16 protein-coding genes are annotated in these 15,993 nt (G+C 63.0%); 6 read left to right on the top strand and 10 right to left on the bottom strand.

Annotated features, from left to right (window positions below):
- Positions 1-156: 156 nt before the first annotated feature.
- Both VNT00_RS01215 and VNT00_RS01210 read left to right on the top strand, forming a co-directional pair.
- On the top strand, positions 157-996 hold the full coding sequence (locus VNT00_RS01215; protein ID WP_325583669.1) for a fumarylacetoacetate hydrolase family protein: 840 nt from the start codon (positions 157-159) through the stop codon (positions 994-996).
- 66 nt (positions 997-1,062) lie between these two features.
- Positions 1,063-2,001 carry a VOC family protein gene (locus VNT00_RS01210; RefSeq protein WP_325583667.1) on the top strand — a complete coding sequence of 313 codons (939 nt, stop codon included), beginning with the start codon at positions 1,063-1,065 and terminating at the stop codon, positions 1,999-2,001.
- Between the two features lie 71 nt (positions 2,002-2,072).
- Here the strand turns inward: VNT00_RS01210 and VNT00_RS01205 are convergent, their stop codons facing one another.
- The 7 genes from VNT00_RS01205 to VNT00_RS01175 all read right to left on the bottom strand — a co-directional run bounded on the left by VNT00_RS01205 (position 2,073) and on the right by VNT00_RS01175 (position 8,907).
- Positions 2,073-2,780 (bottom strand): GntR family transcriptional regulator, encoded by a 708-nt coding sequence (locus VNT00_RS01205; RefSeq protein WP_325583665.1) that lies wholly within the window; start codon positions 2,778-2,780, stop codon positions 2,073-2,075.
- Between the two features lie 166 nt (positions 2,781-2,946).
- Positions 2,947-4,239, bottom strand: a complete 1,293-nt coding sequence (locus VNT00_RS01200) for a TRAP transporter large permease (protein ID WP_325583663.1) — start codon at positions 4,237-4,239, stop codon at positions 2,947-2,949.
- Complete coding sequence (locus VNT00_RS01195) at positions 4,236-4,772, bottom strand: TRAP transporter small permease (RefSeq protein ID WP_325583661.1); 537 nt, start codon at positions 4,770-4,772, stop codon at positions 4,236-4,238. The genes VNT00_RS01200 and VNT00_RS01195 overlap by 4 nt, the downstream gene beginning before the upstream one ends.
- Positions 4,769-5,818 carry a TRAP transporter substrate-binding protein DctP gene (gene dctP / locus VNT00_RS01190; RefSeq protein WP_325583659.1) on the bottom strand — a complete coding sequence of 350 codons (1,050 nt, stop codon included), beginning with the start codon at positions 5,816-5,818 and terminating at the stop codon, positions 4,769-4,771. Before dctP ends, VNT00_RS01195 begins: the two co-directional genes overlap by 4 nt.
- A 46-nt stretch (positions 5,819-5,864) precedes the next feature.
- Positions 5,865-7,457 (bottom strand): alkaline phosphatase family protein, encoded by a 1,593-nt coding sequence (locus VNT00_RS01185; protein ID WP_325583657.1) that lies wholly within the window; start codon positions 7,455-7,457, stop codon positions 5,865-5,867.
- A 124-nt stretch (positions 7,458-7,581) separates the two neighbouring features.
- On the bottom strand, positions 7,582-7,755 hold the full coding sequence (locus VNT00_RS01180; protein WP_325583656.1) for a hypothetical protein: 174 nt from the start codon (positions 7,753-7,755) through the stop codon (positions 7,582-7,584).
- 198 nt (positions 7,756-7,953) lie between these two features.
- The gene (locus VNT00_RS01175) at positions 7,954-8,907 is read right to left on the bottom strand and encodes a LysR family transcriptional regulator (protein WP_325583655.1); all 954 of its coding nucleotides are present in this window, start codon (positions 8,905-8,907) and stop codon (positions 7,954-7,956) included.
- Between the two features lie 156 nt (positions 8,908-9,063).
- Between VNT00_RS01175 and VNT00_RS01170 the strand changes: the two genes are divergently transcribed.
- Genes VNT00_RS01170 through VNT00_RS01155 form a run of 4 tightly spaced genes read left to right on the top strand, consistent with a single transcriptional unit; the run spans position 9,064 to position 12,594 of the window.
- A complete protein-coding gene (locus VNT00_RS01170; RefSeq protein ID WP_325583653.1) occupies positions 9,064-10,221 on the top strand; it encodes an MlaE family ABC transporter permease in 1,158 nt (385 codons plus the stop codon).
- A complete protein-coding gene (locus tag VNT00_RS01165) occupies positions 10,215-11,024 on the top strand; it encodes an ABC transporter ATP-binding protein (RefSeq protein ID WP_325583651.1) in 810 nt (269 codons plus the stop codon). Before VNT00_RS01170 ends, VNT00_RS01165 begins: the two co-directional genes overlap by 7 nt.
- Positions 11,024-11,956, top strand: coding sequence for an MlaD family protein (locus tag VNT00_RS01160; RefSeq protein WP_325583649.1), 933 nt, complete (start codon positions 11,024-11,026; stop codon positions 11,954-11,956). The genes VNT00_RS01165 and VNT00_RS01160 overlap by 1 nt, the downstream gene beginning before the upstream one ends.
- The gene (locus tag VNT00_RS01155; protein WP_325583647.1) at positions 11,953-12,594 is read left to right on the top strand and encodes an ABC-type transport auxiliary lipoprotein family protein; all 642 of its coding nucleotides are present in this window, start codon (positions 11,953-11,955) and stop codon (positions 12,592-12,594) included. Before VNT00_RS01160 ends, VNT00_RS01155 begins: the two co-directional genes overlap by 4 nt.
- Positions 12,595-12,632: 38 nt before the next feature.
- Here VNT00_RS01155 and VNT00_RS01150 read toward each other — a convergent pair whose 3' ends face one another.
- From VNT00_RS01150 to VNT00_RS01140, 3 genes are read right to left on the bottom strand one after another with little or no spacing between them, the layout of a single operon-like run.
- Positions 12,633-13,619, bottom strand: coding sequence for a hydroxymethylglutaryl-CoA lyase (locus tag VNT00_RS01150; protein ID WP_325583646.1), 987 nt, complete (start codon positions 13,617-13,619; stop codon positions 12,633-12,635).
- Positions 13,616-14,824, bottom strand: coding sequence for a CaiB/BaiF CoA transferase family protein (locus VNT00_RS01145; protein WP_325583645.1), 1,209 nt, complete (start codon positions 14,822-14,824; stop codon positions 13,616-13,618). The genes VNT00_RS01150 and VNT00_RS01145 overlap by 4 nt, the downstream gene beginning before the upstream one ends.
- 4 nt (positions 14,825-14,828) lie before the next feature.
- Entirely contained in the window at positions 14,829-15,989 is a 1,161-nt protein-coding gene (locus tag VNT00_RS01140; protein ID WP_325583644.1) for an alpha/beta fold hydrolase, read from the bottom strand.
- Positions 15,990-15,993: the final 4 nt, after the last annotated feature.

Below are 15,993 nucleotides of genomic sequence, written 5' to 3'. Positions count from 1 at the left end.
TTTTGCATAACAAGAAAGGGCTGTCATGGCATGAATGCCGGGCGCGCGGGATTTCATGCGTCGATTACAAATTTAAATCTATATAGTTTGATTTAATATATATTTTTGCCTAATATAAACGCCGCATCCCTACACTCACCATCAGGACGACAAGCCATGCGCTACGTATCAATCGAAATCGACGGCCAGCCCAAACTGGGCGTTCGCGATGCTCAAGACAACATTTCCATCATCGGCGACGAAAGCCTGGAATCCCTGCTCGCCCGGGGCGTGGACCTGGCAAGCTATGCAAAAGGACGCCCCGTCCTGCAAACCGTCAAGGCCGCCGACGCGAAGTTCCTGCCGCCGCTGGCCCGGCCCACCAAGATCATCTGCGCGGGCCTGAACTACGCCGACCACACGAAGGAAAGCAAATACGAACAGCCCGACTACCCCACGCTGTTCTTCCGCGTGCACACCAGCCTGGTCGGCCACAACGCCCCCATCGTGCGGCCCAAGCTGTCCGACTCGCTGGACTTCGAAGGCGAGGTCGCCGTCATTCTTGGCAAGGGCGGGCGCTACATCAAGCCCGAAGACGCGCTGGACTGTGTGGCCGGCTATGCCGTCTTCAACGACGGCTCGGTGCGCGAGTACCAGTTCAAGTCCCCGCAATGGACCGTGGGCAAGAACTTCGATGGCACGGGCGGCTTCGGCCCCGACATGGTTACCGCCGACGAGCTTCCCGCCGGCGCCAAAGGCCTGAAGCTGGAAACCCGCCTCAACGGCAAAGTCGTGCAATCGGCCGACACCAGCGATATGATCTTCGATGTCGCCAGCCTTATTTCGATTACCAGCGAAGCCATCACGCTCGAAGCGGGCGACGTCATTGTTTCGGGCACGCCCGCCGGAATCGGCTGGGCGCGCAACCCGAAGCTGCTCATGAAGCACGGCGACATCTGCGAGGTCAGCGTTGAAAAACTCGGCACCTTGCGCAACCCCATCGTCGACGAAACCTGAGCCGCACACCGGGAACCAAGGCGGGCGCCGCTGAGCCGGCGCACCGCCGCAAAGGAGAGATGAGACATGTCAGACAAACACTATGCCGGCGCAGCGATCCATTCCATCGATCACTTCGCCCTGAATGTGCCATCGCTGGACCAGGCCGAGCACTTCTTTACCCACTTCGGCCTGCAAGTCGAGCGCGGCGGCAACGAGATCCAGCTGCGCGCCGGCGACAACCATCGCTGGGGACGCTTGATCAAGTCCGATCACAAATCGCTGGCCTACCTGAGCTTCAATTGCGCCGCGGGCGAACTGGCAACCATTGAAAGCCAGACGCGCCAGGCGGGCGGGCGCTTCGACCTGCCCTCCCCCTTGAAAACCGCCGAAGGCTTCTGGTTTCACGACCCGGACGGCAACCTCATCCAGGTCAAAGAGGGCCAGCGCACCATGCCGACGTCCAAAGCGCCTTTCAGCGTGCCCGTCGCGGGCGCCGACGCGCGCGGCTCGCACCCCCGCTCGGAAAGCAAGCAGGTGCGCCCGCGGCGGCTGTCCCACGTCCTGCTGTTCACGCCCGACGTGCTTGGCGCCATGGACTTCTACAATCGCTCCATCGGCCTGCAGTTGTCGGACAAGTCACTGGACATCATTGCCTTCACCCACGCACCGCACGGCTGCGACCACCACCTGGTGGCCTTCGCCAAGAGCTCGGGCAAAGGCTGGCACCATTGCTCGTGGGACGTCGCCACCCTGAACGACGTCGGCGAAGGCGCGTCGCAAATGAACGCGGCGGGCTACAAGCACGGCTGGGGAACCGGGCGCCATGTGCTGGGCTCCAACTATTTCCACTACGTGCAGGATCCCTGGGGTTCGTTCTCCGAGTACTCGGCCGACATCGACTACATCTCCGAAAGCAAGCCCTGGCCCTCGGGCGACTTCCCCCCCGAAGACTCGCTCTACCTGTGGGGCCCCGATGTTCCTTCCGACTTCATCTTCAATACCGAGGTCGAGACGCAGGGCTGACCCAAGGCAAAAACGCCCCCTTGGGGGGCAGCAAGCCGCGCTAGCGGCGCAGTGTGGGGGCCATTTTTAAATCACGCGGCTACTGTGGAACCCCGCTTGGGATCCTGGCCGCCGGGGCTGGCCCCCGCGCTGATCGCCGCGAGGCCGGCGATGACGATGTTCATGGTGATTTCCATGTGCCGGGCCAGCAACTGCGTGGCAAGCGGAACGTTGCGCGCCACCGCCGCATTCATCAGATCGCAATGTTCCTGGTTGGTGTCGCGGTCGACCGTCTGGAACGGCACGGAAAGCTGCCGGTAGCGCTCGGTCTGCTGGAAAAGCTGCAGGCGGATGCGCAGCAGCCAGGGACTATCGCAGGCCGCAATGAGCTTCTGGTGGAACTGGGTGTGCACACTGGCCCAGCCATCGTTCAGGCGCACGGCGCCCTCTGTGTGAATGCGCTCCGGGGTGCGGGAAAGCGTATGATAGGCCGCCAGCAGGTCGGCCTCCCAGCCAAGATCGCCGCGCTTTATGGCGCGTTCGAGGCAGATGCTTTCGATGTGGATTCTGGTGGAAGTCAGGTCGCGAAGCTCGTCGACCGACACCGGCGCCACGCGAAAGCCGCGCTGGGGCTCGGCCACTGCCAGGCCCTCGGCGGTAAGGCGCGACAAGGCCTCGCGCACAGCGCCCAGGCTGACGCCCAGGTCTTCGCACAAATCCTTGGTTTTAAGCTGCTCGCCCGGCTTGAACCTGCAGGACAGCACATCGGCCCGCAATCGCTCGTACGCCAATTGGGTCAAACTGCCTTGCTTGTTCATTTTTGACGTTGATAGGCTCTTTAGACCCTGCAATTCTAGTACAGAATGTATTTTTTGAGAAACTATACATTTTCTTTCAAAACAGGAAGAAAGCGCCAATCCGCCGCCTTCCCGGGAAAGGGAAGACGGCGAAAACAGCCTTGCCGGATTACTGGAGCAGTCGCTCCAGCCACATGGTGGACGAGGGAACCGCGATCAGCAGGGCAAGCGTGATGATATTGGCAATCAGGAACGGCAGCGTCCCGATGAAGATGGTCCGAAGCGACAAGTCGGGCATGACGGTCTTGACCATGAACATATTCATGCCCACGGGCGGGTGGATCAGCCCGATCTCCATCATCATGACCACGAACACGCCGAACCAGATCATGTTGATGCCCAAAGGCTGCACGACCACCATGAACACGGGAACCGTCAACAGCATCATCGACAGCCCCTCCATCAGCGAGCCCAGCACGATGTAGATGAGGACGATGACCAGGACCACCCCGACCGCGGGCAGGTGCATGGCCTGGATGCTCTCGACCAACTGACCCGTGAGCCCCGAGACCGACACCATGTTGGCGAATACCTTGCCGCCGAAAATGATGGTGAAGATCATGCCGGTGGTCTTGGCGGCTTCGCACAAGGCATCGAACGCAATCCGCAGCGTCAGCTTGCGCCGCGCCAGCGCGAACAGCAGCGAACCGAATGCGCCGATGCTGCCCGCCTGGGTGGCGGTGAACAAGCCGCCGTACAGCCCTCCCACGACCAGCAGGAACAAGACCAGAACGCCCCACACCTTGGAAAGCGCGCGCAGCCGCTGAGCCCAGCTCGCGCGTTCGCCGGCCGGACCGCGCTCGGGATGGCGGTGCACCGTCCACCAGATCGCGCTCATGAACATCAGGCCCAGCAAGGCCCCGGGGATGATGCCCGCGATGAACAGCCGGCCGATGTCCTGCTGCGTGATGATGCCGTAGACCAGCAGCGGCACGCTGGGAGGCAGCAGCGCCCCAAGCGTGCCGGCCGAGCTGACGCAGCCGCTGGCCATGTTGTCCGAATAGCCTCGGGCGCGCATCGGCGGCATGGCGACCCTGGTCATGGTGGCCGCCGTGGCGATGGAACTGCCCGAAATCGCCGCGAAGCCCGCGCTGGCCAGAACCGTGGCATAGGCCAGCCCGCCCTTGAAATGGCCGAGCAGCGAGTTGGCCGCCTCGTACAGCTCTTCGGCCATATCGGCCCTGTAGATGAAAGTGCCCATCAGGATGAACATCGGCAGCACCGACAAACCGTCATTGGCGGCAAGATCGGCAATGGTCTGGCCCATCATCGACAAGGCCGGATCCCAGCCCCGCATCAGGCCGAACAAAGCGACCCCCAGGGTAAGCATGGAAAACCCCAGCGGCACGCCGTAGAACGCCAGCAGCAGTACGAGCGCAAAACCTATCAGTGCCATGCTCATGATGTCGTCCTCGCGGCCGCGGAGGAGAAATGGCGCAATAGCAGCAGCACCAGGGCCAGGGCGCTGACGCCGCTGAGCACGCCCATGAAATAATCCAGGGGGCCCAGGGGAAGCTGCAGCACCATGGTCGTCTGCTGCTCGTCGCTAAGCTGGTATCCATCGTTCAGCAACTGCCAGGCCATGGCGGAACACGCCAGCAGGCTGACGCCCAGGATGACCAGGCGCTGCAGCCACAGCCAGAAGCCATGCAGGCGGCCATGCAGGATGCCGACCGAAATATGCTGCTCGCGCAGGGTCACCAGCGGAAACGCCGAGAAAATGAGAATCGCCATCGCGAACATGACCATTTCGGCGCTGCCGGTAATCGGCGAAGCGAAGAAATGGCTCATGAACACATCGACGACGGTCACTCCCATGATGAATATCAAGGCGATTGCGCACATGGCCCGCAGCACGGCCACACAGGCTCCAAGCGGGCCCGTCTCGACAAAGGCCGTTCCCGTCGGGGGCTGAAGCTGGGCGCCGCCGCTCATTGAGCGTCTCCGGCGGGCTTGCCGTCCGCGGCGGACTGGCTGCTGTAGTAGGCCAGCGCGTCTTCGCCGTTCACATTCATGCGCTTCGCGGTGGCCAGCCATTCTTTCGTGAGCACGTCGGCGCTTTTGCGCAGCTCGGCGACGAACTGGGGCGAGGCGGCATGGTAGACGACGCCGCTCTTGACGGCTTCGGCATGGGCCGCCTTCTCGGCATCGTCAAACGCCGACATCCGCCTGGCAAACGACTCGCCAGACAGTTTGGTGATGATGTCGCGATCCTGCTGCGAAAGAGACTCCCATTTCTTGCGATTCACGATCAGCGAAAAAGAAGGTGCGGAAAGCCCGCCGGGCACGGTGGTCGCGTACTTGGCATAGCGCATGACCTTGAAGCCTTGCGCATCCATGTCGGGGATCCCCACGAAGGCGCTGACCAAGCCCCCGGCCACGACTTCGCTCATCTTGGCCGCCGGCGTCGAGATGACGCCGGCATTCGCCATGGACATCATTCTGGCCGGCACCCCCGGCGTCGCCCAGACCTTCTTGCCCTGGAGATCCTGCTCGGAATTGATAGGATCCGCCATGCCGTACATGATCCCCGTGGGGAAGACGACCAGCGCCAGCAGATGCACTTTCCGGTATTCGCCGGCCGCCTTGAAATACTTGTTGTAGGTGCGCCATAAGGCCACCGAATTGGCCTGCGCCGAGGTCCCGAGAAACGGCAGCTGCGGCATCTGCATCAGCTTCAGCTGGCTGGAGACGATGCCGTTGAACAAATACGCGCCATCCACGACATCGTTGCGCACGGCGTTCCAAAGCTGGTCGGGCGCCGCCACGCTTGCCGGCGGAATCTGTATCTTGACGCGCCCTTCCGTCGCCTCGTTCACGGCCTTGGCCCAGGGCACAAGGACTTTGGCGTTCATGATGTGGGGGGCCGGCAGGAAAGTGTTGATGAGCAGCGTGGTGGTGGCCTGGGCGGGCGCCGTGCCCAGAAGCGCGGCAATGGAAAAGCCGAGCATGCCCAGCGATATCTTGAGGGTGCGAATCATGGTTGTCTCCTGATTTATATAGTAGAAATATCGGAACGCCGCCGGTTCACCAGAGGCCGATATTGATGCCCACCTCCAGCTCGCGGGCGTTCCAGGCCTCGATGTCCTGCGGGGCCATGGTGGTCAGGCGCTTGCGATTTCGAAACCAGTCGAAAAGCAGGCCCTGCAGTTGCTCCCTCACCGCCGCATGGCCGTCCGACCTTCCCAGGTCTTCGAGCTCCTGCGGATCCTGCCGCAAATCGAACAGTTGCGGGGGGAGTCCTTCGTAATGAACGTACTTCCAGTCTTCGGTGCGCAGCATCGTCATCTGGCAACCATCGACGGGCCTGTTCAGGGGCAGGCGCACATCGTCGCGAAAGGCATAGCTGTTCTCCGACACGACATATTGCCGCCATTGCCCGGGCGGCTTGCCGTGCAGCCAAGGCATCAGCGACCTGCCTTCCAGCCATTGCGGCGCCGCGGGCAGGCCCAGGGCGTCCAGAAAAGTCGGCGCAAGGTCGATTGCCTCCACCAGGGCGTCCACGACCGTGCCGCGCGTGGCGTCGGCCTGTTCGCGCGGGTCGACCACCAGCATCGGCACGTGCACGGCCGTATCGTGGAACAGCTCTTTTTCGCCCAGCCAGTGGTCGCCCAGATAATCGCCGTGGTCGCTGGTGAAAACGATGAGCGTGTCCTGATCTCGCCCGCTTTCGCGCAAATAGGCAAACAGCTTGCCCAACTGGTCGTCCAGCTGCTTGATCAGGCCCATGTAGACGGGCACCACTTTCTCGCGCACCTCGTCGCGCGAGAAGCTCTGGCTTGGCAGGTAGCTGCGGAACCCCCGCAAAACCGGATGCTGGTCCTGGAGCTCGGCCGCCGAACGCACGGGCGGAACGATCTGCTCCTTGTTGTACATATCGTTGTAGGGGGCCGGCGCCACGTAGGGCCAATGCGGTTTTATGTAGGAAAGATGCAGCACCCACGGCTGGTCGCCGGCCTCGCGCATGAAGTCGATGGCGCGGTCGGTCGTATAGGGTGTCTCGCTGTGCTCTTCGCGGATGGCGGCCGGATGCTCGGCCCAGCGCAGGTGCCAGCCGCTGAGTATCTCGCCGTTGGCGCCGCGAGCCGAATTGGCATAGTCGTGCCATGGGTTGTCGCTCTCGTAGCCCAGGCTGCGCAGCCAATCGCAATATTGATTGCCCTGCACCTTGAAGCCAGGCGGCCAGGTGCCGTCGTCGCGGGCAAAGGGCTCGAATCCGCCTTCCATCGCCAGCAGGCCAGGGCCCTCGGAAATATCGAGGCCCACCCTCGCGGCCCCCTCGACATCGGCCTCGACATGGGTCTTGCCCACGACGGCGCAACGCACGCCATGCGGGCGCACGTGATCGCCCAGCGTCTTCACGCCTATCGACAGCGGCACGAAATTCCAGAAGGAGCCGTGGCTGCTTACATACCGGCCGGTATAGGTGGACATGCGCGATGCGCCGCAGACCGGCCCCTGCACGAACGCCTTGCTGAAGTTGACGCCCCTGGCCGCCAGGGCGTCGATATTGGGGGTTTCCAGATGCGGATGTCCATTGCACGAAAGATAGTCCCAACGCAGTTGGTCGGCCATGATGAACAATACATTGCGCACGGTGCTGGAAGTTTCGGCATCCATTTTGTCTCCTGATTTTTCCGCCGGGTCGATCCGGTCTGGGGTTTTTACCCGCTCGAAAAGAGCTGATCCTGATGTTTAGATTACGGAGTTGACCTCATCATCTCAACCGATACTTGAAGGAATTTCACCAGATGAACCATCCTGGATTTTGATTCGATAACGGCTTCCTGCCCGCAACGGCGCAACGCACGCCATGCGGACGCACATGATCACCCAGCGTCTTCACGCCTATCGACAGCGGCACGAAATTCCAGAAGGAGCCATGGCTGCTTGCATAGCGCCCGGTATCGGTGGACATGCGCGATGCACCGCAGGCCGGCCCTTGCACAAACGCCTTGGTGGAGTTGACGCCCCGGGCCGAATCAAGGCATCCGTTGGCAAAACCTTGACTTTAGGACCGGAAGGACGAAAGCGGTAGCCGTCGATCCCGGATCACATTATTCTTGGTTAATGAACAATATTCAGGGAAATACCTGATTGAGGGCGTGGCCACCCCCTATTCCTGGGGCTCCACAAAGCGCTTGTTCAACAGCCCCTTGGCAATGAGATCGGCATCCCAGGAAGGCACGTCGTTGAACGTCGAAATAAGCATTTCCACGAACAGGCGCAGCTTGAACGCATTGCGGGACGTGCTTGCGTAGACGGCGCGCAGCCACAATGAAGACAGGTCGTAATCCGGCATCACAACCTCCAGGTCGCCCCGCAACAGCTCGTTCGACGCCGCCAGCGTGGGTAAGCAGACTATCACGTCGTCCTCGAGCGCGAGCTCCCTCAAAAGATGGACGCTATTGGTCAGCATCGAAGGGGTTAGATAGAGCGTGGTTTGCTCTCCGCGCCGATAGAAAGTCCAGCGATCCCGGCTGGGATAGCCCGAGTACACCCCCACGGAATGCTTGTGAAGGTCGCGAGGCTCCTTGGGCCGGCCGAACCGCGCGAGGTACCGGGGGCTGGCGCAAAAAACCCGCCGCAACAGATACAGGCGCCGCGAAATCAGTTCCGAGGACGCTGGCGGAAATATCTGCAGAACGCAATCCACCCCCGCTTTTACAGGATCCACCATGTCATCGCTCACCGTAACGTTCAGGCGGATATCCGGGTAGCAGGATTTGAACTCGTGCAAGAACTCGGCAAAGCGCCCCAGCACCAGGCCGGCCAATGCGTGGATATGCAACGCACCCGACAACTGCCCCTGCGCGTCGCGCATATGATCCACGACGCCATTCGCCCGCGTGATCAGATCCACGCACTCGAGCAGATAAGCCTGGCCGAGCTCGGTCAGGCGAACCATTCGTGTTGTCCGATGGAACAAAGGCGCCCCGACGTACTCCTCCAGTTTCTTGACGCGGGTCGTGGCGGCGGAGCGGGCGATCCGGAGCTGCCTGGCGGCTTCCGCGAAACTCTGCGTCTGGGCAACGCGCACAAACGTTTCGATGACCTGGAGACGATCCATATTTCTTGTCCTTCGCAATGGCGGCGCACTGGTCTACAATACCACCCCAATCGCTGCATCAAAGCCTGCCCACGACAAAAAAGGACGTTGCATGAACACGCAAATAGTTGACCACCACGGCACAATGTATTTGCACGCTTATCGCCACGGCGCGGCATGACGCGGGCCGACTTCACCTTCTTTTCGTGGGATGGCGCCGGCCAGCCGCATACCCTGGCTCTGCGCGGCGACTGGACGCTGAAAAACTACGTAGCGATCGGGCGCGAAATTGCGCGCTTCCATGCTCAGGACAACGGCAATGCCGCGCTGGCGGCCAGCCGTATCGACGGCTCGGCCCTTGCCGCCCTGGACACGGCCGGCGCCTCGCGCCTGGTGGATCTGCTGGGCCAGGAGCTTGCCGGAACCATAACAGGCCCGCAATCGCCGCTTTCCGCCGAGCGCAGCGCCCTGCTGCAAACAGTGGCCGCCGCCAAGGCCCTTGCCGACGCCAGCCCTCCCCCCGCCAAGACCTCCATGATCTCCGACCTGCTGGCCCACATAGGGCAAAGCACGGAGCAGATCTGGCGGCAAACCGTGGCCCTGCTCGGATTCATGGGCCTGACGCTCGAGGCGCTGATCCGCAACACTGTGCACCCGGGACGCTGGCGCGTCACCTCGATAGTCGCGCAAATCGAGGACACGGGGCTGAACGCGGTTCCCATCGTGGCCCTGCTGACTTTCATGGTGGGGGCCGTCATCGCCTTCCTGGGGGCAACCGTGCTGGCCGATTTCGGCGCCACCATCTATACCGTCAACCTGGTCGCCTTTTCCTTTCTGCGCGAGTTCGCCGTATTGCTCACGGCCATTCTCATGGCGGGACGGACCGCCAGCGCGTTCACCGCGCAACTGGGGTCCATGAAGGCCAACGAGGAAATCGACGCCATCCGCATGCTGGGCCTGAGCCCCATCGACGTGCTGGTGCTGCCCCGCATTCTGGCCTTGCTGGTCTCGATGCCCCTGCTGACCTTCATCGGCATGGCCGCAGGCATTCTGGGCGGAGCCCTGGTCTGCGCCGTGTCGCTGGGCATCTCGCCCACCATGTTCTTCACCATATTCAAAGAAGGCATCGAAGTGCGGCACTTCGTGCTCGGCATGGTAAAAGCCCCGGTTTTCGCCTACGTCATCGCCATCATCGGCTGCATGGAAGGCTTCAAGGTTTCGGGCAGCGCGCAGTCCGTCGGAGAGCACACGACGTCGGCCGTGGTGCAGTCCATTTTCCTCGTCATCCTGCTCGACGCGCTGGCGGCGCTGTTCTTCATGGAGATGAAATGGTAGCCAGCCCCCATATGTCCGACGGCGACGCCATCATCCAAGTGCGCAACCTGCGCAACCAGTTCGGCAGCCATGTCGTGCACCAGGACCTGGATCTGGACGTTCGCCGGGGCGAGATCCTGGGCGTGGTGGGCGGCTCGGGCACCGGCAAGTCGGTGCTGCTGCGTTCCATCGTCGGGCTGCAAAAGCCGGCCCAGGGCACGGTGCGCCTCTTCGGCCAGGATGCGCTTACGCAGTCGGCGCAGCAGCGTTCTGAAATCGAAAGACGCTGCGGCGTGCTGTTCCAAAGAGGCGCGCTGTTCTCGTCGCTGACGGTGGCCGAGAACATCGCCATGGCGCTCATCGAGCACACAGGGCTGGACCGTGCCGAAGCCGAGCGGCTGGCAAGCGTAAAAATCGCCATGGCCGGGCTACGGGTGGAAGCCGGCCAGCTTTACCCGGCTTCGCTGTCGGGGGGCATGATCAAGCGCGCGGCCCTGGCCCGCGCACTGGCCCTGGACCCCGAAATCCTGTTCCTGGACGAGCCCACCGCCGGCCTGGACCCCATCGGCGCGGGCGCGTTCGACCAACTGATACTGACCTTGCGGGATGCCCTGGGACTGACGGTTTTCCTCGTGACCCACGATCTCGATACCCTTTACACTATTTGCGACCGGGTGGCCGTGCTCTCGAACAAACGGGTTCTGGTGGCCGACACGCTCAAGGTCGTCGAAGCCGTAGACGATGCCTGGGTGCACGACTACTTCCATGGGCCGCGCGGACGCGCGGCCAGCCTTGCCAGCCAACAGGCCCAGGAGTCCAGATAATGGAGCCACGCGCCCATCACGTGTTAATCGGTCTTTTCACCGTCATCGTCACATGCGCCGCCCTGCTGTTCGCGCTGTGGCTGGGCAAGTCGTCGTATCAGGACGTCGAACTGCGGCACTACACGGTCATTTTCAACGAGGCGGTACGGGGCCTGTCGCGCGGCAGCGCCGTGCAGTACAGCGGCATCAAGGTCGGCGACATCACCGATCTTTCGCTCGATCCGCAAGACCCCCGCAAGGTCCGGGCCCATATCCGGGTGGTGGGCAACATCCCCATCAAGCAGGACACTCAGGCCAAGCTGGCAATGACCGGCATTACGGGCAGCTCCGTCATCGAGCTCAGCGGCGGCACGCCGGACAGCCCCGCCCTGACCGGCCGGGATCCCGTCATCATCGCCACCCCCTCCTCCCTTACCCAATTGCTTGCCAACAGCGACAACCTGATGGCCAACATCACCGAGCTCGTCATGAATGCCAAGGCGATCCTGTCTCCGGACAACGCGCGGCGCCTGGCCAATATGCTGGAATCGCTCGAGCACGTTGCCAACTCCATGAGCGGCCAGCAGCAGAACGTGACGGCCGCCCTGCACTCGCTGACCAAGGCCGGCAAGCAGGCCACCGTCGCCCTGGACCAGGCCACCGAGCTGCTGCGCAACACCGACGGCCTGGTCAGGAACCAGGGCGCGCGCACGCTGGACAGCGCGCAGCGGGCCATGGCCTCGCTGGAAAAAGCCAGTGCCAGTGTCGACGAAATACTGAGCCGCAATACAGGAGCCATCAATGGAAGCATGCAAGGCATGAACGAACTCGGGCCCACCCTGCGAGAGCTTCGCACCACATTGTCCGCGCTCGAGAAAGTAGCCCGCCGCCTGGACGACGACCCGGCCAGCTATCTGCTGGGCGGAGAAAAACTACAGGAGTTCAAACCATGACCGCCTCGCTCCCGCGCACAAAAACCATCCGCCGCATGGCCATCCTGACAGCAGGGCTCCTGGTGTCGGCCTGCTCGATACTGCCGAAATCCGAGACGCTGGCGGTTTACCAGCTCCCCGCCGCGCAGCAGACCCGGCAAGCCGCCACACAAGACAGGCTGTCCGCATCGCTGCGCATCGCAACACCTCATAGCAGCCAGGTCACCGACAGCACCCGCATACTGGTCGTGCCGCAAGGCAGCCGGATCAGCGCATACAGCGGCGCACGCTGGACCGATCCGGCGCCCGTCCTGCTGCGCAATCGCCTGGCCGGTGCATTCCGCGACGACGGGCAGTTCAACGCCATCAGCCTCGGCGGCTCGGGAGGCCTCGATACCGATTTCAGGCTGATAGGCGATCTGACGGCTTTTCAGGTGGTTTACGAAGACGGCGCGCCCGTCGTGCATATTCGCTACGATGCATCGCTGGTGCAGTCCAAGACCAACCGCAGCATCGCCACGCGCCGCTTCGCCGTGGCGCAAGCCGTGCAAGGCAAAGAAGTCCCGCAGGTCGTGGACGCCTTCGGTGCGGCTGCCGACAGGCTGGCGGCCGAGGTGGTTCCATGGACTCTGCAGCAAGCGCGCGCCGCCGGGCGATAAGCCGCTACCGCCCCGCACAGCGCGCGAAGCCCGCGAGATCAGGCCTGCTGCGCATCCCGTTCAAGGGCCCGCGTGCGTATGGCCTCGAAGTCGGAGGGCACGCGATGGCGGGTATTCCAGGGGCCGGCATGCACCACCTGGCCGGGCACGCCATGATGCACGAGTTCGGGAATCTGCTTCGAGCAAGCCAACAGGCGGTCGAGGTCGATTCCGGTGTCGTAGCCCATTGACTGCAGCATATGCACCGCGTCTTCGGTGCATATATTGCCGGTTGCGCCGGGCGCGAACGGGCAGCCGCCCAGGCCGGCCAGAGAAGCATCGAAATGATGGATGCCCGACGCCAGGCCGGCCAGCACATTGGCAAGGCCCATGCCCCGGGTATTGTGAAAATGCAGAGCCAGCCTCGTCTTGGGCCAGCGCTGCGCCAGGCCGGCGCACAGGCCATGCACCTGGGCCGGATTGGCCATGCCCGTCGTGTCGCACAAGGTAATGCCATCCACTTGCAGGGCCGCAAATTCGTCCGCGATATCGAGCACCTCGCCGGGCTCGACCTCGCCTTCCATGGGACAGCCGAAAGCCGTGGACACCGACACATTGATGGCCATCCGCCCGCGCGCCATGGCGATGATTTCACGCAACGCCCGGCGCGACTGCCGGCGCGTCATGCGGGTATTGACCAGGTTATGGGTTTCGCTGGCCGAGACCACCAGGTTGATCTCGTCCACCTTGCACTCCAGTGCGCGCTCCGCGCCGCGGATGTTCAGCACCAGCGCCGCATAGGCAACCCCCGGAACACGGTCGATGGCCTGGAATACGGCCTCTGCGTCGCGCAGGGCCGGAACCGCCTTGGCCGAGATGAACGAAGAAACCTCGATCTTGGGAAGGCCCGTGCGGCTCAGTTCGTTGATGAGGGCCACCTTGTCTTCGGTGGGCACGAAGATGGGCTCGATCTGCAGCCCGTCGCGCATCACCACTTCCTGGATGTGGACGCGCTGACCCCGTTGGGGAAGGTTCCAGGTACTCATGCTATGACTCCCTTGGCGCGCAACTCGGCCAAAACGGTTTCCGGAATGCCCGCTGCGCGCAAAACCGTGGCGGTATGTTCGCCCAGCTCCGGCCCGCCGGCGTCGAAGCCGCCGGGGGTGGCGCTCAGCTTGGGCACCACGCCCGGCACGCGCAGCGTGGAGCCGTCCTTCAACTGGATGCTGCGCAGCATGCCGCGCGCCTGGTAATGCTCGTTTTCGGCAATATCCTTGATTGTAAAGACTTTGCCGGCAGGAATGCGAGCGCTCGCCAATTCGCGCAAGGCCTCGTCCAGGCCGCGCTCGCTCGTCCATCTGGCGATGGCCTCGTCGATCAGGGCCATTTCCTTGACGCGGCCGGGGTTGCTGGCCAGGCGGGGGTCATTGCCCAGGTCGTCCCGGCCCACCAGTTGCATCAGGCGCTTGAAAATGCTGTCGCCGTTGCCGGCGATGAGAATATGGCGCCCATCCGCGCAGGGATAGGCGTTGGTGGGGGCAACGCCTTGCAGGGCGCTGCCCGCCGGCTCGCGCATGGCATGATGGCGGTCGAACTCGGGCAGCGCGCCTTCCATCAGGTTGAAGACCGATTCGTAAAGCGCGACGTCGATCATCTGCCCTTGACCGCCGTTGGCGGCGCGATGGTACAGCGCCAGCAGCACGCCGATGACGCCATGCAGCGCCGACAACGAATCGCCGATGCTGATTCCGGGCCGAACGGGCGGCTGGCCCGGCACCCCGGTAATGTAGCGCAGCCCGCCCATGGCCTCGGCGATCACGCCGAAGCCCGGCAGGTCGCGCAAAGGGCCGGTCTGGCCGTAGCCCGAGATCCGCAGCATGATCAGCCCGGGATTGAGCCTGGACAGCGTGGCGTAATCCAGCCCCCATTGCTCCAGGGTGCCGGGGCGGAAGTTCTCGATGAGCACGTCGGCCTCGGCGGCCAGTTGCCTTACGATATCCTGGCCCTCGGGCTGGCGCAGATCGATGGCGACAGACTGCTTGTTGCGCGACTGCACATGCCACCACACCGAGGTTTCGTTGTCCGGACTGCGCCAGGTCCGCAGGGGATCCCCGGTTCCGGGCGGTTCTATCTTGATGATCTGCGCACCGAAGTCGCCCAGCGTCTTGGCGGCGAACGGCCCCGCGATCAAGGAGCCCATCTCGATTACGCGCACCCCTTTCAGAGGCCGATCCTGGGAAATATCCATCATGCGCCTACCAATTGCGTTCGCGCGTCCAGTCCGTGATTAGCGTCACGGCCTGCGCAAGCTGTTCGGGCTGCCCCTTGAAGTAATGATTGGCATTCTTGATGCAATGCATTTGCTTGTCCTGGCTGGCGCAGGCCTGGTACATCAGCCCGATGTCCGGCTGAGGCACGGCATCGTCCGCGCTGTGCTCGATGGCCAGCAAGGGAACGGTGATCTGGCCCGCGCAGGTTTCGCCGTCGGCCCGTGAGTGATCGATGGACCATTGCGACAGCCAAGAACGCAAGGTGGAAAAGCGCGCCAGCCCCACCGGGCCGGTGTTGACGGTTTCGGGCACGCCAAGATAGCAGCTGCCGATGGGCCGGTCGTTCGGCTGGATGGTTCCGTCCAGGAAGCGCGGCTCGGCCATGGTGCGATGCGTGACGAAACCACGCTCGAGTTCGTCGGTGCCGCGCCGGCGCAGAAAGTCCAGGGTTTCCTCTACCCGGTTGGTAATGCGCCGCACTCGCGCCAGCTGCGCGGCGCGATAGGCCGCCAGCCAATCGCTGGAATACGGCGGCCGTTCGGGTAAGTCCGGCGAATACAGGTCCAGCCTGCTGTCCCGCTGTTCGGGATCCAGTTCGTTCAGCACGGAAGGATCGATCCAGTCGGCCAGGCAGCGGGCGCGCGAGCGGTGCGCGGCTTCCAGTACCACGGCGTCGGCAGGGATCAGGCCCGCCGACTTCAGGTCGACCGGGTCGCCGGCGGGCGTCTCGGTAATGGTGGGCTGCTGCGCCTGAGACTGATAGAACAAGGCCAGCGACCCGCCTCCCGACCAGCCCAGCAAAATGACCTGCTTGTAACCCAATTGTTCTTTGGCATAGCGCACGCACGCGCCCAGATCCAGCGCCACCTTTTCATAGATGAGCGCCGAGTCGTTCTTGACGTAGCGGCTGCCCATGCACAATACCGGATAGCCGGCCTGCGCGACGGCATTGGGCAGCGGCAGCAATTGCAGCGTGCTGGCCGGATGCATCATCAGGAACACGGTGTCCGAAGCGCCCTGCTTTGGCTTGATCAGCACCCCCTCCAGGTTCACCGTGCCCTGGCTGCCCACAAAGCCATAGGTTTCCGTGAACTTGCTCGTTTCCAGATAGCTGACGTGCACCCATTGATGGTCAAGCGTTTGCATGATG

Origin of the sequence: Eoetvoesiella sp., from assembly GCF_035555955.1 — a bacterium.
Taxonomy (GTDB): domain Bacteria; phylum Pseudomonadota; class Gammaproteobacteria; order Burkholderiales; family Burkholderiaceae_B; genus Eoetvoesia.
This window is presented reverse-complemented; position numbering and strand designations above follow the sequence as displayed.